The organism is Streptomyces sp. LBL (assembly GCF_029893585.1).
Classification (GTDB): domain Bacteria; phylum Actinomycetota; class Actinomycetes; order Streptomycetales; family Streptomycetaceae; genus Streptomyces.
Genome location: NZ_JARXYX010000003.1, coordinates 20,918 through 44,611, shown reverse-complemented (window position 1 = coordinate 44,611; position 23,694 = coordinate 20,918). Strand labels below are relative to the sequence as shown.

The window sequence follows — 23,694 nt, the reverse complement described above, 5'->3', positions numbered from 1 at the left end:
GCCGTCGAGGCGGTGATGAGCAACGACGAGGACAGCCGGGAGGCCGCGATGGCCGCCTTCCAGGAAGTCCACGGCTGTCTCGGGGAGTTGGCGGCACGTAAACGGGTGGAGGGCGACGACCTGACCTCGGCGCTCATCGCGGCCCGCGACGAGGCCGACCGGCTCGGCGAGGACGAACTCGTCTCGATGCTCGCGCTCCTGCTCTCCGCCGGGCACGAGACCACCGTGAACCTGCTGGGCAGCACCGTCCTGGCACTCCTGCGCCACCCGGACCAACTCGATCTGCTGACCCGGGAACCGGAGCGCCGGCCCGACGCCGTCGAGGAAGCGCTCCGGTGGGACGGTCCGATCCAGAACGTCATCTGGCGCTTCACCCGCAAGCCGGTCAGCATCGGAGACGTCACCATCCCGGCGGGCGAGGCCGTCGCGCTGAGCGTGGCCGCCGCCGACCGCGACCCGGCCCGCTTCCTGAGCGGCGCCGAGTTCGACATCACCCGCGGCGAACGCTCCCGTCTGGCCTTCGGCCACGGCATCCACCACTGCCTGGGAGCACCGTTGGCCCGGCTGGAGGCGCGCATCGCCGTCCCTCTCGTCTTCGCGAAACTGCCCGGGCTCTCGTTGGACGGAGAGCCGGCCTACCGCCCGTCCACCGTCTCGCGCGCCCTTTCCTCCCTGCCCGTCACATTCGGAAACGTAGGCTGATCCCCATGAAAATCCTTGCCCTGTGCGGAAGTCTGCGATCGGAGTCGCTCAACGCGGCGGTGCTACGGTCGGCGGCCGACCTGTTCGTCCCGCCGTGGGAACTGACCATCGAGCCGGATCTCGGACGGCTCCCCTTCTTCAACGCCGATGTCGAGGAGACCGCACTGCCTGAGATCGTGGCAGAGCTGAGAGCCCGGGTCGGCGCGTCCGACGGCATGCTCATCGCCACCCCCGAGTACGCCCACGGCACCTCGGGCGTGCTGAAGAACGCGCTGGAATGGCTCGTCGGCGGAGGCGAGATCGCCGCCAAACCGGTCGCCCTGGCGAGCGCGTCCCCCGCGATCACCGGGGGTGACCGGGCGAGGGCATGGCTGACCGAGACGCTCACCGTGATGGGAGCGAGCGTGCTGCCTGACAGCCTGCGCATTCCCCAGGCCACCCGCAAGGTGAGGGACGGGCACATCACTGACGAGCCGACCCTGAAGGAACTGCGCGAACTGCTCGACGACCTGGCCGTAGCAGTGGCCGGAATCCGTGAGAAGGAAGGCACACCGACCGCCTGACACCGCCGGGAGCGATGCGGTTCGCCACGTGTCGCTCGGCGCGTACGCCCCCGGACCGCCCGCAGGGCGACGCGCACCTCACCGACAGTGGCGCTCGCGCGCGGCGCGTCCTTCATCGGTACAGGACGGTGACCTCGCCCTCGGTGGCTGTTTTCAGGGCCGCAAGGGCGACGGCCCTCACGCACTGCCCGATGTGCCTGATGTGCCCGTCGGTCGATCGGACGAGGTGGTGCGCGGGTCGGACGAGGTGATGCGCGGGCCCGGCTGCTTTCGCGCTCAGACCCGTTCCGCCACGGCCGCCGGATCGTCCAGCACCGCCCGTACCACCGAGTGTGCCGCCCCCAGCAACGGCCCCTCGGAACCCAGCCGGGACACGGACACCTGACAGGCGGGTCCCGCCGTGCGCCGGGCCAACTCCTCGCGCAGGGACGGCAGCAGCCAGGGCGCGAGGCCCGCGAGCGCACCGCCGAGCACGACGGCCTGCGGGTCCAGCAGATTGACCGCGCCGGTCAGTGCGATTCCGAGCGCCTCCCCCGCTGCGCGCAGGGCACGCCGTACGTTCTCGTCACCGTCGGTGGCGCGCTCGGCGAGCAGTCCGACGCGGTCCTCACCCGGTTCCAGCCCGGCCGTCCGCAGCACCGCCTCCTCACCGGCGTACTGCTCCAGACAACCGCGCCCGCCGCATGGGCAGTCCGGCCCGTCCGGGTGGACCGGCACATGGCCCAACTCGCCCGCGAAACCACGGGTGCCGCGCAGCAGTTGCCCGTCCACCACCACCGCCGCGCCGATGCCGATCTCCGCCGACACATGCAGGAAGTCGCGCGGGGTCCCCTCACCGAGCCAGAGCTCGGCCAGGGCGCCGAAGTTGGCCTCGTTGCCCACGGCCGGGGCGAACTCGGCGGGCAGCAGGGCGCCGAGATCCGTGTCGTGCCAGTCGAGGTTCGGAGCGCGTACGACGGTCCGGGCGTCGCGCGCCACCAGGCCGGGTACCGCGACGGCCAGCCCCGCGGGCCACAGCCCCTCGGACTGTGCCTCGGCGACGACCCGACGCACCAGCCCGGAGAGCTCCATGATCACCGGTTCGGCGGGACGGCCCCGGTTCGCGCCGTACCGCACGGCCCTGGACCGCACCCGCCCGCGCAGATCGACCGCGCACACCGCGAGATGGTCGACGCCGATCTCGGCACCGATCCCGGCGGGTCCACGTCCGCTCACGGCGAGCGCCGACCCCGGCCTGCCCACCCGGCCGGGCCGCTCGGGGCCCAGCTCCTCCAGCAGACCGGAGCGGATCAGGTCGTCGACGAGGCTCGACACCGCGGCACGAGTGAGGCCGATGTGCGAGGCGACGGCGGCACGGGACAGTGACCCCTCGGCACTGATGGCGTGCATCACCCGGGCCAGGTTGCGGCGCCGCATGCCCTGCTGGGTGTCGGGCAGCGCACGGCCGGGGCCGGCCGGTCGAGTCTCGTACCGCGGTGCGGTCATGCCTCCGCCCGTCCTCGGTCGGTGTCCGGCGATCGGTTCACGGGCGTGCTGCGCGAAGTGTCCGTCAGCTCGGGTCCGTCCCCCGCTCCAGCAGCGGGGCCGCGTCGGAGAGTACCCCGGAGATCCTGGCCAGGGTCGCCTCGTCCCGCTGTACGGCGTCGAGCACGGGCCCGGCGGCGGTGTTCCAGCGCCGCGCGACCGCGGCCGGGTCCTCGCCGGTCAGCAGGCCGGCCGCCTGGGCCGCCGCGCCGAGCGCGACCAGTTCCTCGGCCTCAGGCACCTGGACGGGGCGCCCGGACAACCGTCGTACGGTCTGCTGCCAGGCTGTGCCTCTGGCGCCGCCGCCGATCAGGAACAGCGGGGCCGAGGGATCGGCGTCCTCGTCGAGGACCAGGTCGAGCGCGCCGAGCAGCGCGTGGACGGCGCCGTCGTACGCGGCCTGCAGAAGCTGGCCGCCGGTGGTGTCGTGGCGCAGGCCGTGCAGCAGGCCCGAGGCGTTCGGCAGGTTCGGGGTGCGTTCGCCGTCCAGGTAGGGGAGCAGGGTGACGGCGGAGGTGGGTTCCACCGCCTCGCGGTCGAGGCCGAGGAGGGCGGCGACGCGGTCGACGGCGAGCGTGCAGTTCAGAGTGCAGGCCAGCGGCAGCCAGTCACCGTGCGCGTCGGCGAAGCCCGCCACGGTTCCGGTCGGGTCGGTGGGGCGCCGCTTCGACACGGCGTAGACCGTGCCCGAGGTGCCGAGGCTCATCACCGCGGTGCCGGGGCGCAGGCCCAGGCCGAGCGCGGCGGCGGCGTTGTCGCCGGTACCGGGGGCGACCAGGGTGCCCTTCGCGAACGGCAGGTCATGGCCGTCGCGCACGGTCCCGGCCACCTCGCCCGGGCTGACCACATGGGGCAGCAGCGCGGGGTCGAGCCCCACGTGGGCGAGGATCTCGGAGTCGTACGACTCGGTGGCCGACGCCCACCATCCGGTCCCGGAGACGTCGCCCCGGTCGGTGGTGCCCTGCCCGGTGAGCCGCTCGGTGAGGTAGTCGTGGGGCAGCCGTACGGCCTTGACGGCGCGCAGGACCTCCGGCTCGTTCTCGGCCAGCCAGGCCCACTTCGTGACGGTGAACGACGCCGCCGGGACGGAGCCGGTGCGCTCGGCCCAGAACTTGGCGCCGCCCAGTTCCTCGGTGAGCCGACGGGCCTGCGGCGCCGAGCGCACGTCGTTCCACAGCAGGGCCGGACGCACCGGCTCGCCCTGCGCGTCCAGCGTGACCAGACCGTGCTGCTGCCCGCCGACCGAGACCGCGGCCGCCTCGCGCGCCGCGTCCCCGCACTGGTGCAGGGCCTCGCGCAGCGCGTCCCACCACTGGCGCGGGTCGCTCTCACGGCCGGCCCCGGAGGTCACGGTGTGTGGTGCCTGTCCGCGCGCCACCACCTGTCCGGTCGACACGTCGACGACCAGGGCCTTGGTGGACTGTGTGGACGTGTCCACACCGACGACGAGCGGGCCCTCGGCTGCTGACATCGGACTCTCCCTAAGGTTTTTCGCGGCTCTACGGGGTCTGTCTTCCCAGAGAAGCGTTCGCATACTAATTTGTAAACGGCCATGACGAAATAGATCCAGCACGCAAGGAGCCGCGGCATGAACTACCAGCCCACCCCCGAGGACAGGTTCACCTTCGGCTTGTGGACCGTCGGCTGGCAGGGACGGGACCCGTTCGGCGACGCCACCCGCCCGGCCCTCGACCCGGTCGAGTCGGTACAGCGCCTGGCCGAGCTCGGCGCCCACGGCGTGACCTTCCACGACGACGACCTGATCCCCTTCGGATCCTCCGACACCGAGCGCGAAGCGCACATCAAGCGCTTCCGCGAGGCTCTCGACGCGACCGGCATGAAGGTGCTGATGGCCACCACCAACCTCTTCACGCACCCCGTCTTCAAGGACGGCGGGTTCACCGCCAACGACCGCGACGTGCGTCGCTACGCCCTGCGCAAGACGATCCGCAACATCGACCTCGCTGCCGAGCTCGGTGCCAAGACCTACGTCGCCTGGGGCGGCCGGGAGGGCGCCGAGTCCGGCGGCGCCAAGGACGTCCGCGTGGCCCTCGACCGCATGAAGGAGGCCTTCGACCTCCTCGGCGAGTACGTGACCGAGCAGGGCTACGACCTGCGCTTCGCGATCGAGCCCAAGCCCAACGAGCCGCGCGGCGACATCCTGCTGCCCACCGTCGGCCATGCCCTGGCGTTCATCGAGCGCCTGGAGCGCCCCGAGCTCTACGGCGTCAACCCCGAGGTCGGCCACGAGCAGATGGCCGGGCTGAACTTCCCGCACGGCGTCGCGCAGGCCCTGTGGTCGGGCAAGCTCTTCCACATCGACCTCAACGGCCAGTCGGGCATCAAGTACGACCAGGACCTGCGCTTCGGCGCCGGTGACCTGCGTGCCGCCTTCTGGCTGGTCGACCTCCTGGAGACCGCGGGTTACGAGGGCCCGCGCCACTTCGACTTCAAGCCGCCGCGCACCGAGGACATCGACGGGGTGTGGGCATCGGCCGCCGGCTGCATGCGCAACTACCTCATCCTCAAGGACCGTGCGGAGACCTTCCGCGCGGACCCGGAGGTCCAGGAAGCCCTGCGCGCCTCGCGTCTGGACGAACTGGCGCAGCCCACCGCCGCCGACGGCCTCAAGGCACTGCTCGCGGACCGTACGGCCTTTGAGGAGTTCGACGTCGACGGGGCCGCCGAGCGCGGGATGGCCTTCGAGCGGCTCGACCAGCTGGCGATGGACCACCTCCTGGGAGCACGCGGCTGAACGCACGCGCGCGTGCCTCGTCCCCCTGAGTGATCTTCCGGAGCGCCCTGCGCGGAATGTCCAGGAATCATGCGTTCCATGGCATGAGCCCGTATCAACTTCCGTGCAGGGGTCGCGACATGACCGGTTCCGGGTGACTCTGGAGGGTATGGGCATGCCGCCGGTACCCCCTCAGCCGCCCGGACCACCGGATGACACCCCGCCGCGGGGCGGCGGTTTCGGACCACCTTCCGGACCATCTTCCGGGCCGTCGCCGTACGGGTACGGCCACAACGGGTCGCCACCGTACGGTGGTTCGTATCCCACGCAGCCTTTGAGCCCGACCGGTGATCCGGGCGGCCAGAGGAGGCGCCGCAGTCCTCTCTACATCCTGCTGGCCGTGATCGTGGCGGCCGTGGCCGTGGCCGCGGTGGTGCTCATGGAGTCGGGGAGTGGCGACTCGCCGGACGAGAAGCCGGCGCCCGGACGCAGTGCGAGCACGAGCCGCCCTCCCGCTCCGTCCTTCAGCCTGCCGACCGAGGTCCCCAGCGACCTGCCGTCGAGGTTCCCGACCGCGCTGCCGAGCGGCTTTCCGAGCGGCTTTCCGAGTGACCTCGAATCGCTGATCCCGTCACTGGCCGGAGAGCTTCCCCAGTGCCGCGGCACTAGCCCACGCCCCGCCCATCTCAGATGCCGAGCGGCAGCCGCACGTGCCCTCTCGCGGGGTACCCCGGCGAGGCACGCTCGGGCTGCTGCTGCTCCGGGGCCGCTGGGGTGGAACGGCGGAGCCGGCGGGTTCGGGAGCCGCCGGGGGCGGGAGCGGGTGGACGGGGAGCCACCGCCGTAGTCGGGCGGCGTGCCGTTCCCGCCGGTGCGGTGCCGGGATGCCTACGATCGGCTGTGCCGTCGCTCACACCGCCGAAGGCCGCATTTCCTTACCCCAACTCGTGGGTAACGTAGCCGTGTTGTGGACCGCAACTTCTACTACCCACGGAGGACGTCGTGTCCGGATCCGTCATCCTGGCTGGGGCCCGTACCCCCTCCGGCCGCCTCCTCGGGGCTCTGAAGGACTTCTCCGGAGCCCAGCTCGGAGGCATCGCGATCAAGGCGGCCCTGGAGAGGGCGGGGGTGGCGCCCGAGCAAGTGGAGTACACGATCATGGGGCAGGTGCTCACCGCGGGCGCCGGACAGATCCCGGCCCGCCAGGCCGCGGTGGCCGCCGGTATCCCGATGAGCGTCCCGGCGCTGACGGTCAACAAGGTGTGCCTCTCCGGGATCGACGCGATCGCGCTGGCCGACCAGCTGATCAGGGCCGGAGAGTTCGATCTGGTCGTGGCGGGCGGTCAGGAGTCCATGACGCAGGCACCGCACCTGCTCCCCAAGTCGCGTGCGGGCTTCAAGTCCGGTGACGTACCGCTGATCGACCACATGGTCCACGACGGCTTGTTCTGCCCCTTCGACCAGCTGGGTATGGGCGTCTCGACCGAGAAGTACAACAGCCGCTACGCCGGGCTGACCCGGGAGAAGCAGGACGCCTTCGCCGCGGCCTCGCACCAGCGGGCCGCCGCCGCGGCGGCCGCCGGGCGGTTCGCCGAGGAGATGGCGCCGGTGACGGTCCCGCAGCGTAAGGGCGACCCGGTGGTGTGCGACACCGACGAGGGCGTGCGTCCCGACACCACGGCGGAGGTCCTCGCGAAGCTGCGTCCCGTGTACAGCGCCGACGGCACCATCACGGCGGGGACGGCGTCGCAGATCTCCGACGGTGCCGCGGCCGTGGTGGTGGCGAGCAAGGCCAAGGCCGAGGAGCTGGGCCTGCCCTGGATCGCCGAGATCGGCGCCCACGGCGTGGTGGCCGGGCCGGACGGAAGCCTGCACGAGCAGCCGTCGAACGCGATCAGGGCGGCGCTGGCCAAGGCCAAGCTGGAGCCGTCCGACCTGGACCTGGTGGAGATCAACGAGGCGTTCTCCGCCGTCGGTATCGTCTCCACCGAGCAGTTGGGCGTCAGCCCGGACATCGTGAACGTCGACGGCGGAGCCATCGCGCTCGGCCACCCCATCGGCGCCTCCGGCGCCCGGCTCATCGTCCACCTGGCCTATGAGCTGCGTCGCCGTGGCGGCGGTCTCGGCGCGGCGGCACTGTGCGGCGGCGGCGGGCAGGGCGACGCCCTGCTGATCCGCGTACCCTCCGCCTGACGGCCGGTCGGAGCAGCGCGGCCGGGGAGCCGGAGGAGCGACACGGTCCCCAGGGTGCGGCACATGGTGGCCGCGCCCGGGGGACCATCCGTGACCCGTGACCCGTGACCCGTGACCCGCAACCCGCGGGCCGGGTTCCCCCTGGAGCCGGGGGTCATTGTGGGGGCGTGCCGCGGTCATGAGGCGTCTGCGCTGCCCCCGCTGCCGCAGGCGCGGGCTTCGGTCGCAGCACGGTGAGCATCGTGCACACCACGGCCGCGCACAGAATGTTGACGGCCATCGCGGCGACATAGACGTGGTGGAAGGACGGGATGCTACCGGGGGCCGCGCCCGACGCCATGATCGAGGCGAATCCGGCGACGCCGACCGTACCGCCGACCTGGCGCACCGTCAGGGTCATGCCGAGGCCGCCCGCGAACTTGAGCGGGGGCACCGTCCCTGCCGCCAGTGACGACAGGCAGGTGATGGCGAGGCCGAGGCCGCCGCCGCCGAGGATCGCGGCCGGCAGCCAGCCGCCCAGGAAGTTGGGCGTGGATCCGAAGAGGCCGGACGCCCAGATGGCGTTGCTGCCCGCGAAGGACAGCGCGCCCAGGACCGTCACCTTCACCTGGGTCGCCGGTCGGGTGAGCCGCCCGGCGGCCAGTGAGCCGGCCATCGAGGAGACGGCTCCGACGCTCAGGGCACCGGCCGTCTTCAGGACCGACCAGTGCCAGATGTCGGCGGCGAACAGCGGGGCGGCCAGCATCCACGCGAACATCGTCATGTTGAGCATGCCGAGGCCCAGGTTGGCGGTCCTGAAGACGGGGCTGCGCCACACCGTCATCTCCAGGGCCGGCGCCGGGTGCGTGCGCGAACGCAGCACGGTCACGGCGATGAGCGCCAGCCCGGCCAGCCCGAGTCCGATGGTGCGGACATCCACCCAGCCCCAGGTGTCCCCCTCGGTGAGCGCGCTCACCACCCCGCCGATGCCCAGGGCGAGCGCGATGCTGCCCACCGCGTCCGGCAACCGGTCCCCGGTGCCGCGCAACCGCTGCCTCGGCAGCATCACCACGGCGGCGACCAGCATCGCGCCGCACAGCGGCAGGTTGACGTAGAACACCGAACGCCAGCCGAAGGCGCGCAGCAGCAGCCCGCCCGCGGCGGGTCCGATGACGGCGGAGAAGCCCGCCACCGCGGACCAGGTGCCGACCGCTCTGGCGATGCGCTCCCGCGGTGTCGTGGCGAGGATCAGGCCGAGCGCGGCGGGGATCATGCCACCGGCAGCCGCGCCCTGGACGGACCGCGCCACGATGAGCCACCAGATGGACGGCGCCACGGCGCAGACGAGCGAGGCGGCGGTGAAGGCGGCCAGGGACCAGAGGAAGACGGTGCGCCGGCCGACGCTGTCGGCGATCCTTCCGGCGGGCGTGAGCACGGCCGCGAGCAAGATCGTGTAGCCGCTGAGGACCCACGTCATGGTGTTGAGCGACGTGCCCGGGAAGTCGTCCAGAATATCCGGAAAGGCGATGCTGATGATGGAGAGGTCGAGGAAGGCCATGAAGCTGGCGCCGCTGCACAGCGCCAGGACCCGGGCCGGATTGACCTCCTCCGTTGTGCGTGTGCGCTCGGCCGACTCCTCGGGCATCCCGGTCCCCTCAGCTCGTGTGCGTCGTCGAACTCGGCAGTGGTCCAACTCGGTGCATGAGAAGGGTGGTTGTAGCAATGTAGCCGAAGCGAGTGTGCCCGTCCCCCGTCGACGGCATGTCGAAGTGCGTGATCAATTCGTGTGATCACAATCACTGGAGATTCGCTCGCAGATCTTTGCCGTCATGCCTTGCGGTGGCTCTCGCCGCAGGCCAATGATGTGTCGGGGCGCCCGGGGGAGAAGCGGCGCACCGGCGGGGGCCGCTACGGCCCCATCGCACGTCAGCACCCCATCTACAGCCCGGACTTCCGCACGTCTGCACGTCAGCGTTCCTGCACGTCAGCGTTCCTGCACGTCAGCGTTCCTGCACGACAGCACTTCCGCACGTCTGCACGACAGCACTTCCGCACCTCGGCAGTTCAGCACTTCGGCGTACTTGCACTTCACCTGACAGCGCGGACGACTCACGACGCAGCCGCTTGCACGACTGCTCGTGAGGCGGACGCCGCGCGATCTGGGGGAATCGGCACCGGTGCACGGGGGGACCAGCCCTGCGCGCGCTTGGATCCGGCACCTGTAGGCCCTCACAGGGCTGCCTCGGGTTCCGTTGCCCCTGCCCCGGGACGGGCGGCACTCACCGGACGCGCCACAGGTGATCATGGGGAGGCATGGCGATGACTTCTTTGAGTTCCGTCCTGATCGGCAGCGGGAGCGTACTCGCTCGCTGCGGTGAGGTACTCGTAGCGAAAGGGCACCGGATCGCAGCCGTGGTGACCGGTGACGCCACCGCCCGGTCCTGGGCGGTCAAGGCGGGCATTCCGCACCACGACCTCGCCGAGGCCCTGGCGTTCGTACCGCGATTATCCTGCGACCTCCTGCTGAGCGTCGGCAACTACGCGGTGGTGCCCGAAGCGCTGCTGGGCTGCGCGACGCGGGCCGCCGTCAACTACCACTACGGCCCGCTCCCCGAGTACTCGGGCCTGCACACGCCGTCCTGGGCCATCGCGGACGGGGCGCGGGAGTACGGCATCACCTGGCACCGCATGGCCGAAGTGGTCGACGGCGGTGAGGTGCTGGGGCGGGTACCGGTGACGATCGGTCCCGAGGACACCGCCCTGTCGCTGGGCCTGAAGTGCGACGACGCGGCTGTCGCCAGCCTGGCCGGACTGATCGACGAGATCGCGGAGGGCCGCGAGACCGCGACCCCCCAGGACTCCGCGACGCGCCGCTACTTCTCGCGGCACACCCAGTTCGCCGCCGAGGGACTGATCGACTGGAGCCTTCCGGCCGAGCGCGTCACCGCCATGGTCCGGGCCACCGACTACGGCCCGTTCGCGAGCCCGTTGGTGTGGCCCAAGGTCAACCTCGACGGGCATTTCTACGCCGTCCGGGAAGCCCGTTCCCAGACCGCCGCCGCGTCCGCCGGTGCCGCCGCAGATGGTGCCGCCGCCGCGCCCGGTACGGTCCTCTCCTGCGACGAGGCGTCGGGCTTGCGGGTGGCCACGGGTGCCGGAAGCGTCACCCTGACCCGGATGTGCACCCTGGAGGGCGAGGAACGGCCCGCCGGTGCCATCGCGGCGGCCCATGGGATCAGGCCCGGCGCGATCCTGGACGTCCCCGGCGAGGACGCGAGCGCGCGCCTGACCGAGGCGGGCGTGAGGGCCTCCAAGGCCGCCAACCGGTGGCGTGAGCGCCTGATCGGGGGCGGCGACCACCCCTACCGCCTTCCCTACCCGCAGCCCCGCTCGGGGATCGGGGCTGAGAGCGCAGAGAGCGGACAGCAGGCGGATCCTGTCCTCGTGCGGTGCCACGTCCCGCTCCAGGACGACGGCGGCGACGGCGACGGCGACGGCGGCAGGGAAGCGTCGGCAACCGCCGCCGCCTACCTGGCCGGTGCGCTGGGCATCTTCCTGAGCCGGGCGAGCGGCCGGCGGGAGGTCCGCCTCGCGATGGCGGCGCCTCGCGAGGGCGTCGACGCCGCGCACCGGGACCTGTTCGCCGCCTGGCTGCCCCTGCTGTGCCGTGCCGACGCCGACGCGACGATCTCGGAGAACCTGCGGGCGGTGCGGCGGGAGTTCGCCCTCGGCCAGGAGCGGGGATGGCTCCGCCGCGACGCCGTCGGCCGGGACGAAGCTCTTCGGGAACGCTGGAACAGTGGCGCACTGACACCGGACGTGCTGATCTCCTGGGGCACCCGCGACGCTGCCGACCCCGGCTCCGGCGGCCAGGACGGCTACCGTCCGAAACTGGAACTCCACATCCAGCAGGACGGCGCCGAGGACGGTGCGCTCGTCACCTTCCACTACGACGCCACCCGCCTGCCGGCCCGGGACGTTGCCCGGCTCGCCGGCCAGTTCACCGCTTGGTGCCTCCGTCTCCCCACCGCCGCGGAGCAGCTTCCGGCCGCCGCCGACCTCCTCACCGCGGACGAACGCGCAGTCCTCATCGAGGAGTTCGACGACAGGGCCGACGCCACCGCAGGCCTCCCCGAGCAGGGCCTGCACCGGCTCTTCGAGCAGGCCGCGCGCGGCCATGCCGAGGACACCGCACTGGTCTGCGCGGACACCAGCCTGACCTATGCCGAGCTCAACGCCCGCGCCAATCGGCTCGCCCACGCGCTGACCGACCGGGGCGTGGCCCGTGGCGACCTGGTCGGCGTGGCCCTGGACCGCTCGATCGACCTGGTCGTGGCCCTGCTCGCGGTCATGAAGACGGGCGCCGCCTATGTGCCCGTCGACCCCAGGTTCCCGGCGGAACGCATCCGCCAGATGATCGACGACGCCGATCCCAAGCTCATCGTCACCCCCGCCGTCGCGCCCGCCGGCCTCGCCGCCTGGGACACCCGCTGTGTGAGCGTCCGTCTGGGTGCCGAGTCGAGCGCTGACGGGGACCTCGCGGTCGAGGCGGGCGCCGGTGACCTGGCCTACGTCATCTACACCTCGGGCTCGACCGGCCGCCCCAAGGGAGTCGAGATCACCCACGGGGCACTGTGCAACTTCCTGGCCGCCATGTGCGAACGGCCGGGGTGCGCCGCCGCCGACCGGCTGCTGGCGGTCACCACCGTGTCCTTCGACATCTCCGTGCTGGAGCTGTTCCTGCCACTGCTCTGCGGCGCGACCACGGTCATCGCCCAGGCCCAGGAGACCTTGGACGCCAAGGCCCTGAGCGGGCTGATGGAGCGACATGCGATCACCATGATGCAGGGCACCCCGGCCACCTGGCAGCTGCTGCTGGACGGAGGCTGGCAGGGCACCCCCACCCTGAGGAAGATCCTCTGCGGCGGTGAGGCGCTGTCCCGCGACCTGGCGGACCGGCTGCTCGCCGCCGGATCCCCGGTCTCGGTGTGGAACATGTACGGCCCCACCGAGACCACCGTGTGGTCCACGGTCTGGGAGGTGGCGGCCCGGGCCGAGGAGGACAGCATCCTCATCGGCAGCCCGATCGACCGCACCCAGGTCTACGTCCTCGACGAGAACCTGTCGCCGGTACCGCTCGGCTTCCCCGGAGAACTGTGCGTCGGCGGCGCCGGAGTGGCCCGCGGCTACCGTAACGACCCCGGGCAGACCGGGCTCCGCTTCGCGGACAACCCCTTCCACCCCGGCACCCTCTACCGCACCGGCGACCTGGCCCGCTTCGACGGACCCGGCAGGCTGACACTGCTGGGACGCAACGACCGTCAGGTCAAACTGCGCGGCCACCGCATCGAGTTGGCCGACGTCGAGGCGGCCGTCAGCCGCCATGACTCGGTCCGCCGCGCCGTGGTGATCGGCCGTGACGAGCAACTGGTCGCCTACTGCGTCCGCGATGCGGCTCCGGCCGGTGATCCGGTCCCTGCCCCGGAGGATCAGAGCACCGCCCTGGCCGAGTGGGCCGCCGCCTGGGACCGCGCCTACGAAGCCGGCACCGACACTGCTCTCTCCGGCCCGGGCACCGCTCTCTCCGGCCCCGGCCCCGATCCCGTCACCACCGACGCCACGTTCAACCTGGCAGGCTGGCGCGACAGCTACGACGGCCTGCCCTTCTCCAACGGGGAGATGCGCGACTGGCAGCGGAGTTCCGTCCGGCGCATCCTCTCCCACGCACCGGAGAACGTCTTCGAGATCGGCTCCGGCAGCGGTCTGATGCTGTTCAGCCTGGCACCGCACTGCCGCACCTACCACGCCGTGGACGCCTCCGCCGCAGCCGTCGAGATGACCCGGCGGCACCTGGCCTCCCTGCCGCACGTGACCTGCGAGCAGCGCGCCGCCCACGCGCTCCCCGAGGTGGCCGAGGGCGCCTTCGACACCGTTGTCATCAACTCGGTGGCCCAGTACTTCCCCAGCGTCGACTACCTGACCTCGGTGCTGGAGTGGGCGACCAGGGCGGTCACCAGGGGACAGGTGTTCCTCGGTGACGTACGCGACCTGTCGCTGCTCGACGCCTTCCACGCCGACGTGGCGCACTTCCGCGCGGACGGCGAAGCCGGCGGGATCTCCGCCGAGGAACTGGCCCGCCGCACCGAGCGCGGGATGCGCGCGGAGCGCGAACTGGTGCTCAGCCGCGACTACTTCGCCAACCTGCCGCACCTGTTCCCGCAGATCACCCGCGTCGACATCACCCTGCGCGACGGCCGCTACGTCAACGAGATGACGCGTTACCGCTACGACGTCACCCTGCACATCGGCGAGGGCACCCAACCCGCCACCCCGGCGGCGGAGAAGGACTGGCAGGCAGGCGGCCTCGGCCTGACCGCGCTCCGCGCCGAGCTGGGTTCCGTCCTCGACCGTCCGCTCCGCCTGAACGGCATCCCCAACGGCCGGCTGGGCGAAGTGTGCGGCCGGGTCGCCGCAGCCCTGGAGAGCATGGGCGCGAGCACCTCGGTGGTGCCCACGTCCTGGATCGACCCCACGGACCTCGCCGGCCTCGCTCATGAGGCGGGCCTGGAACTGGCTCTGCTGCCCAGCCGCTCCGGCGGCACCTGGCGGTGCGACGCCCTGTTCTGGCGGCCCGGTCAGACCCCCGACCTGAGCCCGCACCCCGCCGAAGCGATGGACCGCGACGCCCTCACCGGGTACGCCAACACGCCCGCGGTCGGCGAACCGCCCAGGACCCCGCTGCACCGCGTGCTGCGCCCCTGGCTGGCCGAGCGGCTGCCGGAGTACATGGTGCCGGCGTTCATCGTGGAGCTGGACGAGCTTCCGCTGACCCCGAACGGCAAAATCGACGAGAACGCGCTGCCGGACCCCGTGGTGGAGGTCGACGCCACCGCCAAGCCCGCCACCGAGCTGGAGCGGGACATCATGGCCATCTGGTCGGACGTGCTCGGCCACGACCGGATCGGCGTCAACGAGAACTTCTTCGAGATCGGCGGCAACTCGCTGCGGGTCGTGCGGGTCCAGACGCGGCTGGAGGAACTGCTGGGACGCCCCGTCTTCGGGGCCAAGCTCTTCGAGCACTTCACCGTCAAAACCCTGGCCGCCTACCTGGCCGGCGGCACCAGGACCAGCCGGGAGGTGGTGCCCGACCGCCGCCGCGCCGTCCACGACGAGCCCATCGCCATCATCGGCATGGCCTGCCGCCTCCCCGGCGACGCCAACACCCCGGAACAGTACTGGGAGCTGCTGGAAAGCGGCGGAGACGGGATCGTCGAGGTCCCGAAGGACCGCTGGGACGCCGAGGCCCTGTACAACCCCGACCCGGAGGTGCCCGGCACCTCGTACTGCAGCCGGGGCGGGTTCGTCACCCCCATCGACCTCTTCGACGCCCCCTTCTTCGGCATCTCGCCGCGCGAGGCCCGCTCGCTCGAACCCATGCAGCGCATGGTGCTGGAGACCACCTGGGAGGCGTTCGAACGCGCCGGCTACACCATGGACCGGCTGCGCGGCAGCCAGACCGGCGCGTTCATCGGCGTCGGCAAGAGCTCGGCGTACCACGAGTACGGCCTCACCATGGCCGGCGGGCTGACCGACCTCGACGGCTACGTGGGCCCGGGTTCCGCGGGCGGCACCATGTCCGGGCGGGTGTCGTACGTGTTCGGTCTTCAGGGCCCGACCCTCACCCTGGACACGGCGTGCTCGTCCTCCCTGGTCACCACCCACCTGGCCAGCAACGCGCTACGCAACGGCGAATGCGATCTCGCGGTGTCGGCCGGGGTGAGCCTGATGCTCACCCCCGAACTGCACGTCGAGTTCAGCCGCCTGCGCGGTATGTCGGGGGACGGCCGCTGCCGGTCGTTCTCCTCCGACACCGACGGCACCGGCTGGAGCGAGGGCTCCGCCGCGGTCATCCTCAAGCGGCTGTCCGACGCCCAGCGCGACGGCGATCCCATCCTGGCCGTGCTGCGCGGCACCGCCGTCAACCACGACGGCCACGCCGCCAGCCTGACCACGCCCAGCGGCCCCGCCCAGCAGCGGGTCATCCGCGCCGCCCTGGCCGCGTCCGGACTCCAGCCGGACGACATCGACTACCTGGAGGCGCACGGCACCGGCACCAAGCTGGGCGACCCCATCGAGGGCACCGCGCTCTCGGAGGTCTTCGGCGGCAGCCACTCGGACGAGGTACCGCTGTGGGTCGGTTCGTCCAAGTCCAACCTCGGCCACACCCAGGCCGCCGCCGGCCTGGCCGGCGTGATGAAGGTCGTGCTGGCCATGCGCCACGACGCGCTTCCCCGGACCCTGCACGTCGCCGAGCCCACCCCCGCCGTGGACTGGAAGGGCGCCGGCATGGCGCTGGTCCAGGAGCAGCGCCCGTGGCCGACGAAGGACGTGCCGCGCCGCGCGGGTGTCAGCTCGTTTGGCATCGGCGGCACCAACGCACACGTGATCGTCGAGGAGCCGCCGCGGCCCGCCGAGGAGGACACGCCCGCGCCGCTGCCGCTCACCGTGCCGCCCACGGTGCCGTTCGTGGTGTCCGGCTACACCGACGCCGCCCTGCGCGCGCAGGTGGAGAACCTGCATCTGCACATGGGCATGAACATCCAGGACCGCCTGAGTGACGTGGCCCGCTCCCTGGCGACCACCCGCAGCCACTTCCGCCGCCGGCTGGTGCTCTCCGTCAAGGACAAGGCCGAACTCCTCGACAAGCTGGCCTCCTTCGCCCGCACCGGGGAACTGCCCGCAGAGTCGGTGCGCACCGGGAACCACACCGAGGAACCCCGGCTGGCCCTGCTCTTCACCGGCCAGGGCAGCCAGCTTCCGGGCATGGGCAAGGACGTCTACGACGTCCACCCCGTCTTCCGCGAGGCGCTGGACGAGGTCGCCGCCCGCTTCACCGAGCTGGAAAGGCCTCTCCTGGAGGTGATGTGGGCCGATCCGGACAGCGAGGACGCGGCCCTGCTGCACCGCACCGACTTCACCCAGCCCGCCCTGTTCGCCCTGGAAGTGGCGCTGTGGCGGCTGTGGGAGAGCTGGGGTGTGCGGCCGGAGCTGCTGCTCGGCCACAGCATCGGCGAACTCGCCGCCGCCCATGTGGCGGGGATGTTCGACCTGGACGACGCCTGCCGGCTGGTCGCGGCCCGCGGCCGGCTGATGCAGGCCCTGCCCGCCCGCGGCGCCATGGTGTCGCTGGAAGCCGGCGGCGAGGAGGCGGAAGCCGCCATCGACGCCCTCGGACTGCGCGGCAAGCTGGACGTCGCCGGCCTCAACACACCCACGCAGACCGTGTTGTCCGGTGACACCGAGGCCGTCGAGGCCATCGCCGCCCACTTCACGGAGCAGGGCCGCAAGGCCAAGCGGTTGACGGTGTCCCACGCCTTCCACTCGCACCACCTGGACGGCATGCTCCCTGAGTTCCGGACCGTGGCGGAGACCGTCCGCTTCCGCCCGCCGGTGATCCCCCTCGTCAGCAGCCTCACCGGCGAGCTCGCCGCGCCGGGTGAACTGGAGCAGCCCGGCTACTGGGTCCGCCAGGTGCGCCACGCGGTCCGCTTCAGCGACGGCATGGGCAGCCTGCGCCGAGAGGGCGCGAACACCTTCCTGGAGCTCGGCCCGCAGCCCGTGCTGTCCGGCCTGGGGGCGTCCTGCCTCGCCGACGAGGGACCGCTGTCCTGGACGCCGTCCTGCACCCCGGGCAAGAACGGCGCCTCGGTCATCCAGCGGAGCCTGGCCGAGCTGCATGTGCGGGGCGTCCCGGTCGACTGGGACGGCTACTTCGCGCCCTTCGGCGGCGGCCGGGTGGCCCTGCCGACGTACGCCTTCCAGCGGGAGCGGTTCTGGTTCGAGCCGCCGCTCTCCCGTGAGATCGGCGCCGGTCTGAACCCCACCGGCCACGCGCTCCTCGGCGGCGGCGTGGAGATCGCCGGCACCGAGCTGTCGCTGTTCACCAACGTGGTGGCGGCGGACCAGCCGGCGTGGGTGCAGGAGCACCGGGTGATGGACGCCGTCCTGATGCCGGGCACGGCGTTCTTCGAGGCCATGCGGGCGGCGGGCGACGCGGCCCACGAGGGCGAGTGGGACCTGTCGGACGTGGTCATCGCCTCGCCGCTGGTGCTCGCCTCCGGGGTGCCGGTGCGGATGCAGGTCACCGTGGGCCCGGCGATCGGCGAGACCCGTCCCGTCCACGTCTACAGCGCGCCCGAGGGTGAGGACGGCGCCTGGCAGTTGCACGCCGAGGGCCGGATCACGCCCGCGGAGGCAGCCGGTACCGGCACCGCGGTGACGGTGCCGCCCCGGGGCGCCGAGCCCCTCGACGCGTCCGCCCTCTACCGCGACCTGGACGCCCTCGGCTACGGCTATGGGCCGACCTTCCAGGGCATCAAGGAGGCTTGGCACGTGGGCGGGGAGGTGTGGGCCAGGGCCGCGCTGCCGGAGAACGCGGAGCAGTCCGCCGCCGGCTACCTCCTGCACCCGGCCCTGCTGGACTCGGCCATGCACTCGCTGCTGCTGACCCAGCGGCTGCAGAACCGGACCGGCGACGACCTCTTCGTGCCGTTCGAGGCCGAGCGTCTGTCGCTACGGGTGAAGGGCCTGGCGGAGATCTGGGTCCGGGTCGCCGACTTCGAGCTGGGTGACGGCGAGTTCTGGGCCTCACTCGACATCCACGACAGCGACGGCGCCCCTGTCGGCCGGCTGCACCGCCTCCACGCACGGCGGGTGGACCGGGCGGTGCTTCGCCGCCTGGCCGCGGCCGGGGTGGACCGCTTCCAGTTCGACGTCAACTGGCGCCACGTCGACACCGAGAACGTCGAACTGGGCGGCTCCTGGGGCCTGATGACCCCGGCCGGGGACGTGGCGTGGGCGGCGGAGGTCAAGACCCTCCTGGCTCGGGCCGGTATCCAGATGATCAAGGTCCGGGAGCTGGAGGACGCGGAGGACCTGGACGGCCTGGTCTGCCTGTGGGACTCCGACGCGGAGGTGCCGGCCCAGGCCCACGCGTTCGCCGCCAGGGCACTGGAGCAGCTCCAGGAAGCGGTCGGCACGGAGTTCCGCACCCCGCTGGTCTGGGTCACCCGCCACGCGGTGGGCACCGGCGCCGACGACATGGTCTCCGGGCTGGGCGCCGGCCCGCTGTGGGGCCTGATGCGGACCGCCCGCAACGAGCACCCCGAACTGAGCCTGCGCCTGATCGACCTCGGCGAGGGGGAGGCGGACCGCAAGGCCCTCCCCGCCGCGTTGATGCTGGAGGCCGAACCGGAGTGCGCCCTGCGCCACGGCGAGGTGCTGGTGCCGCAACTGCTGCGGGTGGGCTCGGCCCAGGATCTGGAGCTCCCGGCCGAGGGCCGCTGGCAGCTGGAGATCGCCGCAAAGGGCCGCCTGGACGAGCCGCTGACGGTCAAGCCGTTGCCGGAACGGGCCCTCGCACCGGGCGAGATCCGCGCCGAGGTGAGGGCCGCCGGGGTGAACTTCCTCGACGTGCTCAACGCCCTGGGCATGGTGGAGATCCCCGCGTTCGGCCTGGAGTTCGCCGGTGTGGTCACCGAGGTCGGTGGCAGCGTCGACCAGGTGAAGGTGGGCGACGGCGTGCTGGGCCTGGCCCGCGGCTCCTTCGCTTCCGAGGTCGTCACGGACGCGCGCCAGGTGGTGCGCATGCCGGACCACCTCAGCTTCGAGGAGGCCGCCACCATCCCGATGACCTTCCTCACCGCCTGGTACGGCCTGCACGAACTGGGCGCCCTGCAACCGGGCGAGCGGGTCCTGATCCACGCCGCGGCCGGTGGCGTGGGCATGGCGGCCGTGCAGCTGGCGAGGCTCCACGGCGCCGAGGTTTATGGCACCGCCAGCGAGCCCAAGTGGCCCGCACTGCGGGAGCTCGGCCTGGACGACACCCACCTCGCGTCCTCACGCGACCTGGGCTTCGTCGAGCACTTCGGCAAGGGCGCTCCCGGTGGCGAGTCCGGCGGAAGCTTCGACGTGGTGCTGAACTCCCTGGCCACCGAGTTCATCGACGCCGGCCTGGGCATGCTGGGCAGCGGCGGACGGTTCCTGGAGATGGGCAAGATCGATGTGCGCGAGCAAGCCGCCATCGACCAGAGCCATCCGGGCGTGACCTACACCGTCTACAACCTGCCCGAGGCGGGCCCGGACCTCATCCAGCGGATGCTGGTCTCCATCGCCGAGCTGTTCACGCAGGGCAAGCTGGCGCCGCTGCCGCTGCGGGCCTTCCCCATGACCCACACCTCCGACGGCCTGCGTTTCATCGCCCAGGCGCGGCACGTGGGCAAGGTGGTGCTGGTCCCGGCCCAGCCGCGGCAGTTCGTCCGTCCGGACGGCGCGGTGCTCGTCTCGGGTGGCGTCGGCGACCTCGGGCGGCGCGTGGCCAGGTGGCTGGCCGGCACCCACGGCGTACGCGACCTGGTGCTGACCTCCCGCCGTGGGATGGAAACCCCCGGCGCGCAGTCCCTGGTGGACGAGCTGTCCGAGCTGGGCGCCACGGCCACCGTGGTGGCCTGCGACGCGGCCGATCGCGACGACGTCGCCGCGGTGATGGCCCTGTTCGGTGAGAAGCGCCCGCTGCGCGGCGTGGTCCACGCGGCAGGCGTGCTCGACGACGGCGCCCTGACGGCGCTGACGCCGGAGCGGTTCGACGCGGTCTTCCTGCCCAAGGTGGACGGCCTGTGGCATCTCCACGAGCTGACCCAGGACATGGAGCTGGACCTCTTCATGATGTTCTCCTCCATCGCGAGCGTCATGGGAGCACCCGGCCAGGGCAACTACGCCGCCGCCAACGCCTTCCTGGACGCGCTCGCCCACCTGCGCCGAGCCAAGGGCCTGCCGGCCACCTCGGTGGCCTTCGGCCCCTGGGAGGGCGACGGCATGGCCGCCGGGCTCAGCGAGTTCGACCGGGCCCGCTTCGCCCAGCTCGGCCTGGACCGGCTGGCACCGGACGAGGGCCTGGAGCTCTTCGAGCTCGCGGTCAGGAGCGGCCGCTCGCTGACCATGGCCGCCGCGCTGGACCTGAACCGTGTGCAGCACTACTACGAGAACCGCGGCGGCATACCGCCGCTGTTCCGCGCGCTGCTCAGCGCCAACACCGGCGGACGCTCCCGGGCCGGCGGCGGAACGGACCTGCGCAAGCTGCTGGGCGAGGCCACGCCGGAGGAGTACCCGGCCGTCGTGCTGAGTGTGGTCCGCGAGCAGGTGGCGAAGACCCTGGGCTTCGCCTCGCCGGAGGCCGTGGACGTCGACCTGCCGCTCCAGGACATCGGCATCGACTCGCTGACCGCGGTGCTGATGCGCAACCAGCTCGCGGACCTGACCGGACTCGCCCTGCCCGCGAAGATCGCCTTCGATCACCCCAACCTCACCTCGCTGGGCGACTTCCTGCTGGCGAAGCTGCTGGAGGCGGGGCTGGACGCGGCGCCCGGGACCGCCCCCGGCACGGCGGCCACCGAGGCGGCCGAGGTGGCCGATGCCACGGGCGCGGATCTGTCCACGGCCCGGAAGGGCTGCCTGCACCCCGACCTCCGCTTCGGCAACGCCACTGCGGCGCAGGTACGCCCGGAGGCGGTCTTCGTCACCGGCGCCACCGGATTCGTCGGCGCCTACCTGCTGCACGAGCTGCTCGCCTCCGAGGTGGTCGCCTACTGCCTGGTGCGGGCGGACGACGCCCGCCAGGCCATGGAGCGCCTGGTCGACACCCTCGACGGCTACGGCCTGTGGAAGGAGGAGTTCGCCCCCCTGCTGAACCCGGTGGTGGGCGACCTCGCCCAACCGCTGTTCGGCCTGGACGAGGAGGGCTTCGACGAACTGGCCGACCAGGTGGACGCCATCTGCCACTCCGGCGCCCTCGTGGACTGGATGCGGCCGCTGGAGGACTACATCGGCCCCAACGTGGTCGGCACGCACGAGGCGCTGCGCCTGGCCTCGCGCGGTCGTGGCAAGGCGTTCCACTTCGTCTCCACCTTCGCCACGCTGCCCAAGTACCTGGGGTACGAGGTCACCGAGGACGACCGGGAGTACGGCTATCTGACCTCCAAGTGGCAGGCGGAGCAGATGGTGGCCGCCGCCCGCTGGCGCGGCGCGAAGGCGTCGACGTACCGGCTGCCGTTCGTGGGCGCCTCGACCCGCACCGGGCGCTTCCGGCTCGACCGCGGTGACTTCCTGCACAACCTGATCACCGGCGGTCTCGAGATGGGGAGCTTCCCGTCGCTGGCCGCCGACCTCACGGCGGTGCTGCCGGTCGACTACCTGTGCCGGACGATCGCCGAGGCGATGACCACCGACCTGGAACGCATCGGCAGGGACTACGACTTCGTCAACTCCGGGGCCCCGGCCTTCGACCGCTTCTTCGAGATGGTCGGTGCCGCCGGCGGCGGGGCGGAGATCGTGCCCTTCGACGAATGGCGGCAGCGGGCGCTGGCGTTCGCCGCCGGGCATCCGGCGAGCCCCCTGGCCCGGATCGCCGCCCTGGTGGACGGCCTGACGGCACAGGGCCTGGCGGACATGTTCGCCGCGCTCCCCGTGGGAGGCGCCGTCTTCGGCGCGGAGGACTACCCGTCCCCGCCCATCGACGAGGACTTCGTCCGCACCTATGTGGACCGCATCAACACCTCGGACCGAGCGGAGAACACGACCTCATGAGTGACGCGACCCAGACGGCGGACGCGACGGTGGACGACGACGCCACGGTCACCGGCACCTACCAGAAGACCGGCACCTTCCTGCACTCCTCGGCGGCGGTGCACGCCGAGCAGCTGTCCCCGGTGCTGGACAAGTACCAGGTGGACAAGGGGGAGATGGAGTTACGGCTGCCTCCGCACCGGGCGCTGAACCCGAGCTGCTTCCACCCCGAGTCGCACCCCACCCAGGTCGCCCGGATGAACCTGGACGACGACCTGGCGGACAACCTGGCACGCCAGCTGCGCTGCCAGGCGGTGATCCAGGAGAGCTTCGCCGCCGCCTCGATCGGCAGCTACTTCCCGGTCTCCACCATGTTCGAGAACTGCGTGCTCTTCGTGCCCTCGGCGAAGCGCTTCTACGACCTGAACCAGGACATCGTCCAGGAGCACTTCCCCGAGGTCGAGACCGCGGTGGTGAACGCCTTCATCGTGCCGGCCGAGAAGCGGCCGTACGGCACCCACGCGGCCAGCTCGATCGCCCTTCAGATCCCGTCGCTGGTGAAGAAGCAGCTCGGTTTCCCCACCGAGTACCGCAGCTTCCACACCGCGCTGACCCCGACGCCGCTGAGCCGGCAGCCCTTCGTGATCTTCGAGGAGGCCGAGCTGGAGGCACCGAACCTCCCGTTCGTCTACGAGAAGATGCTGGAGTGCGGCCTGGAGGGTGAGGAGAAGGCCGCCGTCGACAAGGCGCTGTACCTCTTCCTGGAAGGGAAGCTGTCCGAGATCGACCTGCCCTCGGTGCGGGACTTCCTCATGGCGATGTACTGGGCGAAGACGTACGCCGACAAGCCGTCTCCCGGCTACTACTGCGACAGCCGGGTGGGCGACGCGCTGGTCTTCGACAACTACCGGGCACACGCCGACAGCACCCTGCCCCGGACCACGAAGGACCGTCTCACCATCGACCTGCGCTGTTTCAACAAGGTGCACTACCCGAAGGGCATGACCAGCGGCCTGGACTTCATCGTCGATCCGGACGAGCGCGCCTACCAGGTCAGGCGCAAGTGGGCGTCGATCGAGTTCCTCCTCGCCACGCTCGGCTACGAGAGCGTCGACGAGTTCCTGCGCCTGGTGTTCGGCGGGGCCCGGCGCGCTGCGGACATCGATCCGTTCGGCCTGATGACCGACCTCCAGTTCGGCATCTACAACAAGTCCGAGTACCACCTGCTGGACCAGAACCTCGACGACCACTACGAGCGGGTCGAGGCCCTGTACGACCGCATCGCGAAAGAGGGGGAGTACGTCCTGCCGGAGCGAGCCAGGCAGTGCCTCGCGGCGCTGAGCGAGCAGCCCGGCGACTGAGGTCCGGGGAGGACAGGGT

General features: G+C 71.8%; 9 protein-coding genes. 6 read left to right on the top strand and 3 right to left on the bottom strand.

Translation table 11 applies throughout. The features are described 5' to 3' along the window. Positions 1–15: 15 nt before the first annotated feature. Together M2271_RS04290 and M2271_RS04285 are read left to right on the top strand one after the other, a co-directional pair. On the top strand, positions 16–702 hold the full coding sequence (locus M2271_RS04290; RefSeq protein ID WP_280885737.1) for a cytochrome P450: 687 nt from the start codon (positions 16–18) through the stop codon (positions 700–702). A 5-nt stretch (positions 703–707) separates the two neighbouring features. After that, positions 708–1,265, top strand: a complete 558-nt coding sequence (locus tag M2271_RS04285) for an NADPH-dependent FMN reductase (protein WP_280885736.1) — start codon at positions 708–710, stop codon at positions 1,263–1,265. 276 nt (positions 1,266–1,541) lie between these two features. Here M2271_RS04285 and M2271_RS04280 read toward each other — a convergent pair whose 3' ends face one another. Then, on the bottom strand, positions 1,542–2,750 hold the full coding sequence (locus M2271_RS04280) for an ROK family transcriptional regulator (protein ID WP_280885735.1): 1,209 nt from the start codon (positions 2,748–2,750) through the stop codon (positions 1,542–1,544). 64 nt (positions 2,751–2,814) lie between these two features. Next, positions 2,815–4,260 carry a xylulokinase gene (gene xylB / locus M2271_RS04275; RefSeq protein ID WP_280885734.1) on the bottom strand — a complete coding sequence of 482 codons (1,446 nt, stop codon included), beginning with the start codon at positions 4,258–4,260 and terminating at the stop codon, positions 2,815–2,817. A 117-nt stretch (positions 4,261–4,377) separates the two neighbouring features. Here xylB and xylA point away from each other — a divergent pair, with 117 nt between their 5' ends. After that, entirely contained in the window at positions 4,378–5,544 is a 1,167-nt protein-coding gene (gene xylA, locus M2271_RS04270; RefSeq protein WP_280885733.1) for a xylose isomerase, read from the top strand. Positions 5,545–6,525: 981 nt separating this feature from the next. Then, positions 6,526–7,716: an acetyl-CoA C-acetyltransferase gene (locus M2271_RS04265; protein ID WP_280885732.1), complete on the top strand. Its 1,191-nt coding sequence runs from the start codon at positions 6,526–6,528 to the stop codon at positions 7,714–7,716. Between the two features lie 154 nt (positions 7,717–7,870). On the opposite strand, the gene M2271_RS04260 is transcribed toward M2271_RS04265, so the two are convergent. Then, on the bottom strand, positions 7,871–9,340 hold the full coding sequence (locus tag M2271_RS04260; protein WP_280885731.1) for an MFS transporter: 1,470 nt from the start codon (positions 9,338–9,340) through the stop codon (positions 7,871–7,873). 674 nt (positions 9,341–10,014) lie between these two features. On the opposite strand from M2271_RS04260, the gene M2271_RS04255 reads away from it, so the two are divergent. Then, positions 10,015–22,335, top strand: a complete 12,321-nt coding sequence (locus M2271_RS04255) for a polyketide synthase (RefSeq protein WP_280885730.1) — start codon at positions 10,015–10,017, stop codon at positions 22,333–22,335. Beyond that, a complete protein-coding gene (locus M2271_RS04250) occupies positions 22,332–23,675 on the top strand; it encodes a hypothetical protein (RefSeq protein ID WP_280885729.1) in 1,344 nt (447 codons plus the stop codon). The genes M2271_RS04255 and M2271_RS04250 overlap by 4 nt, the downstream gene beginning before the upstream one ends. Positions 23,676–23,694 lie beyond the last annotated feature (19 nt).

What these genes read in the sequence shown, in the direction of transcription:
- M2271_RS04260 (WP_280885731.1), bottom strand. Translation starts at nt 9,340, where the DNA reads ATGCCCGAGGAGTCGGCCGAGCGCACACGCACAACGGAGGAGGTCAAT.
- M2271_RS04285 (WP_280885736.1), top strand. Translation starts at nt 708, where the DNA reads ATGAAAATCCTTGCCCTGTGCGGAAGTCTGCGATCGGAGTCGCTCAAC.
- xylA (WP_280885733.1), top strand. Translation starts at nt 4,378, where the DNA reads ATGAACTACCAGCCCACCCCCGAGGACAGGTTCACCTTCGGCTTGTGG.
- M2271_RS04280 (WP_280885735.1), bottom strand. Translation starts at nt 2,750, where the DNA reads ATGACCGCACCGCGGTACGAGACTCGACCGGCCGGCCCCGGCCGTGCG.
- M2271_RS04250 (WP_280885729.1), top strand. Translation starts at nt 22,332, where the DNA reads ATGAGTGACGCGACCCAGACGGCGGACGCGACGGTGGACGACGACGCC.
- M2271_RS04255 (WP_280885730.1), top strand. Translation starts at nt 10,015, where the DNA reads ATGACTTCTTTGAGTTCCGTCCTGATCGGCAGCGGGAGCGTACTCGCT.
- M2271_RS04290 (WP_280885737.1), top strand. Translation starts at nt 16, where the DNA reads ATGAGCAACGACGAGGACAGCCGGGAGGCCGCGATGGCCGCCTTCCAG.
- xylB (WP_280885734.1), bottom strand. Translation starts at nt 4,260, where the DNA reads ATGTCAGCAGCCGAGGGCCCGCTCGTCGTCGGTGTGGACACGTCCACA.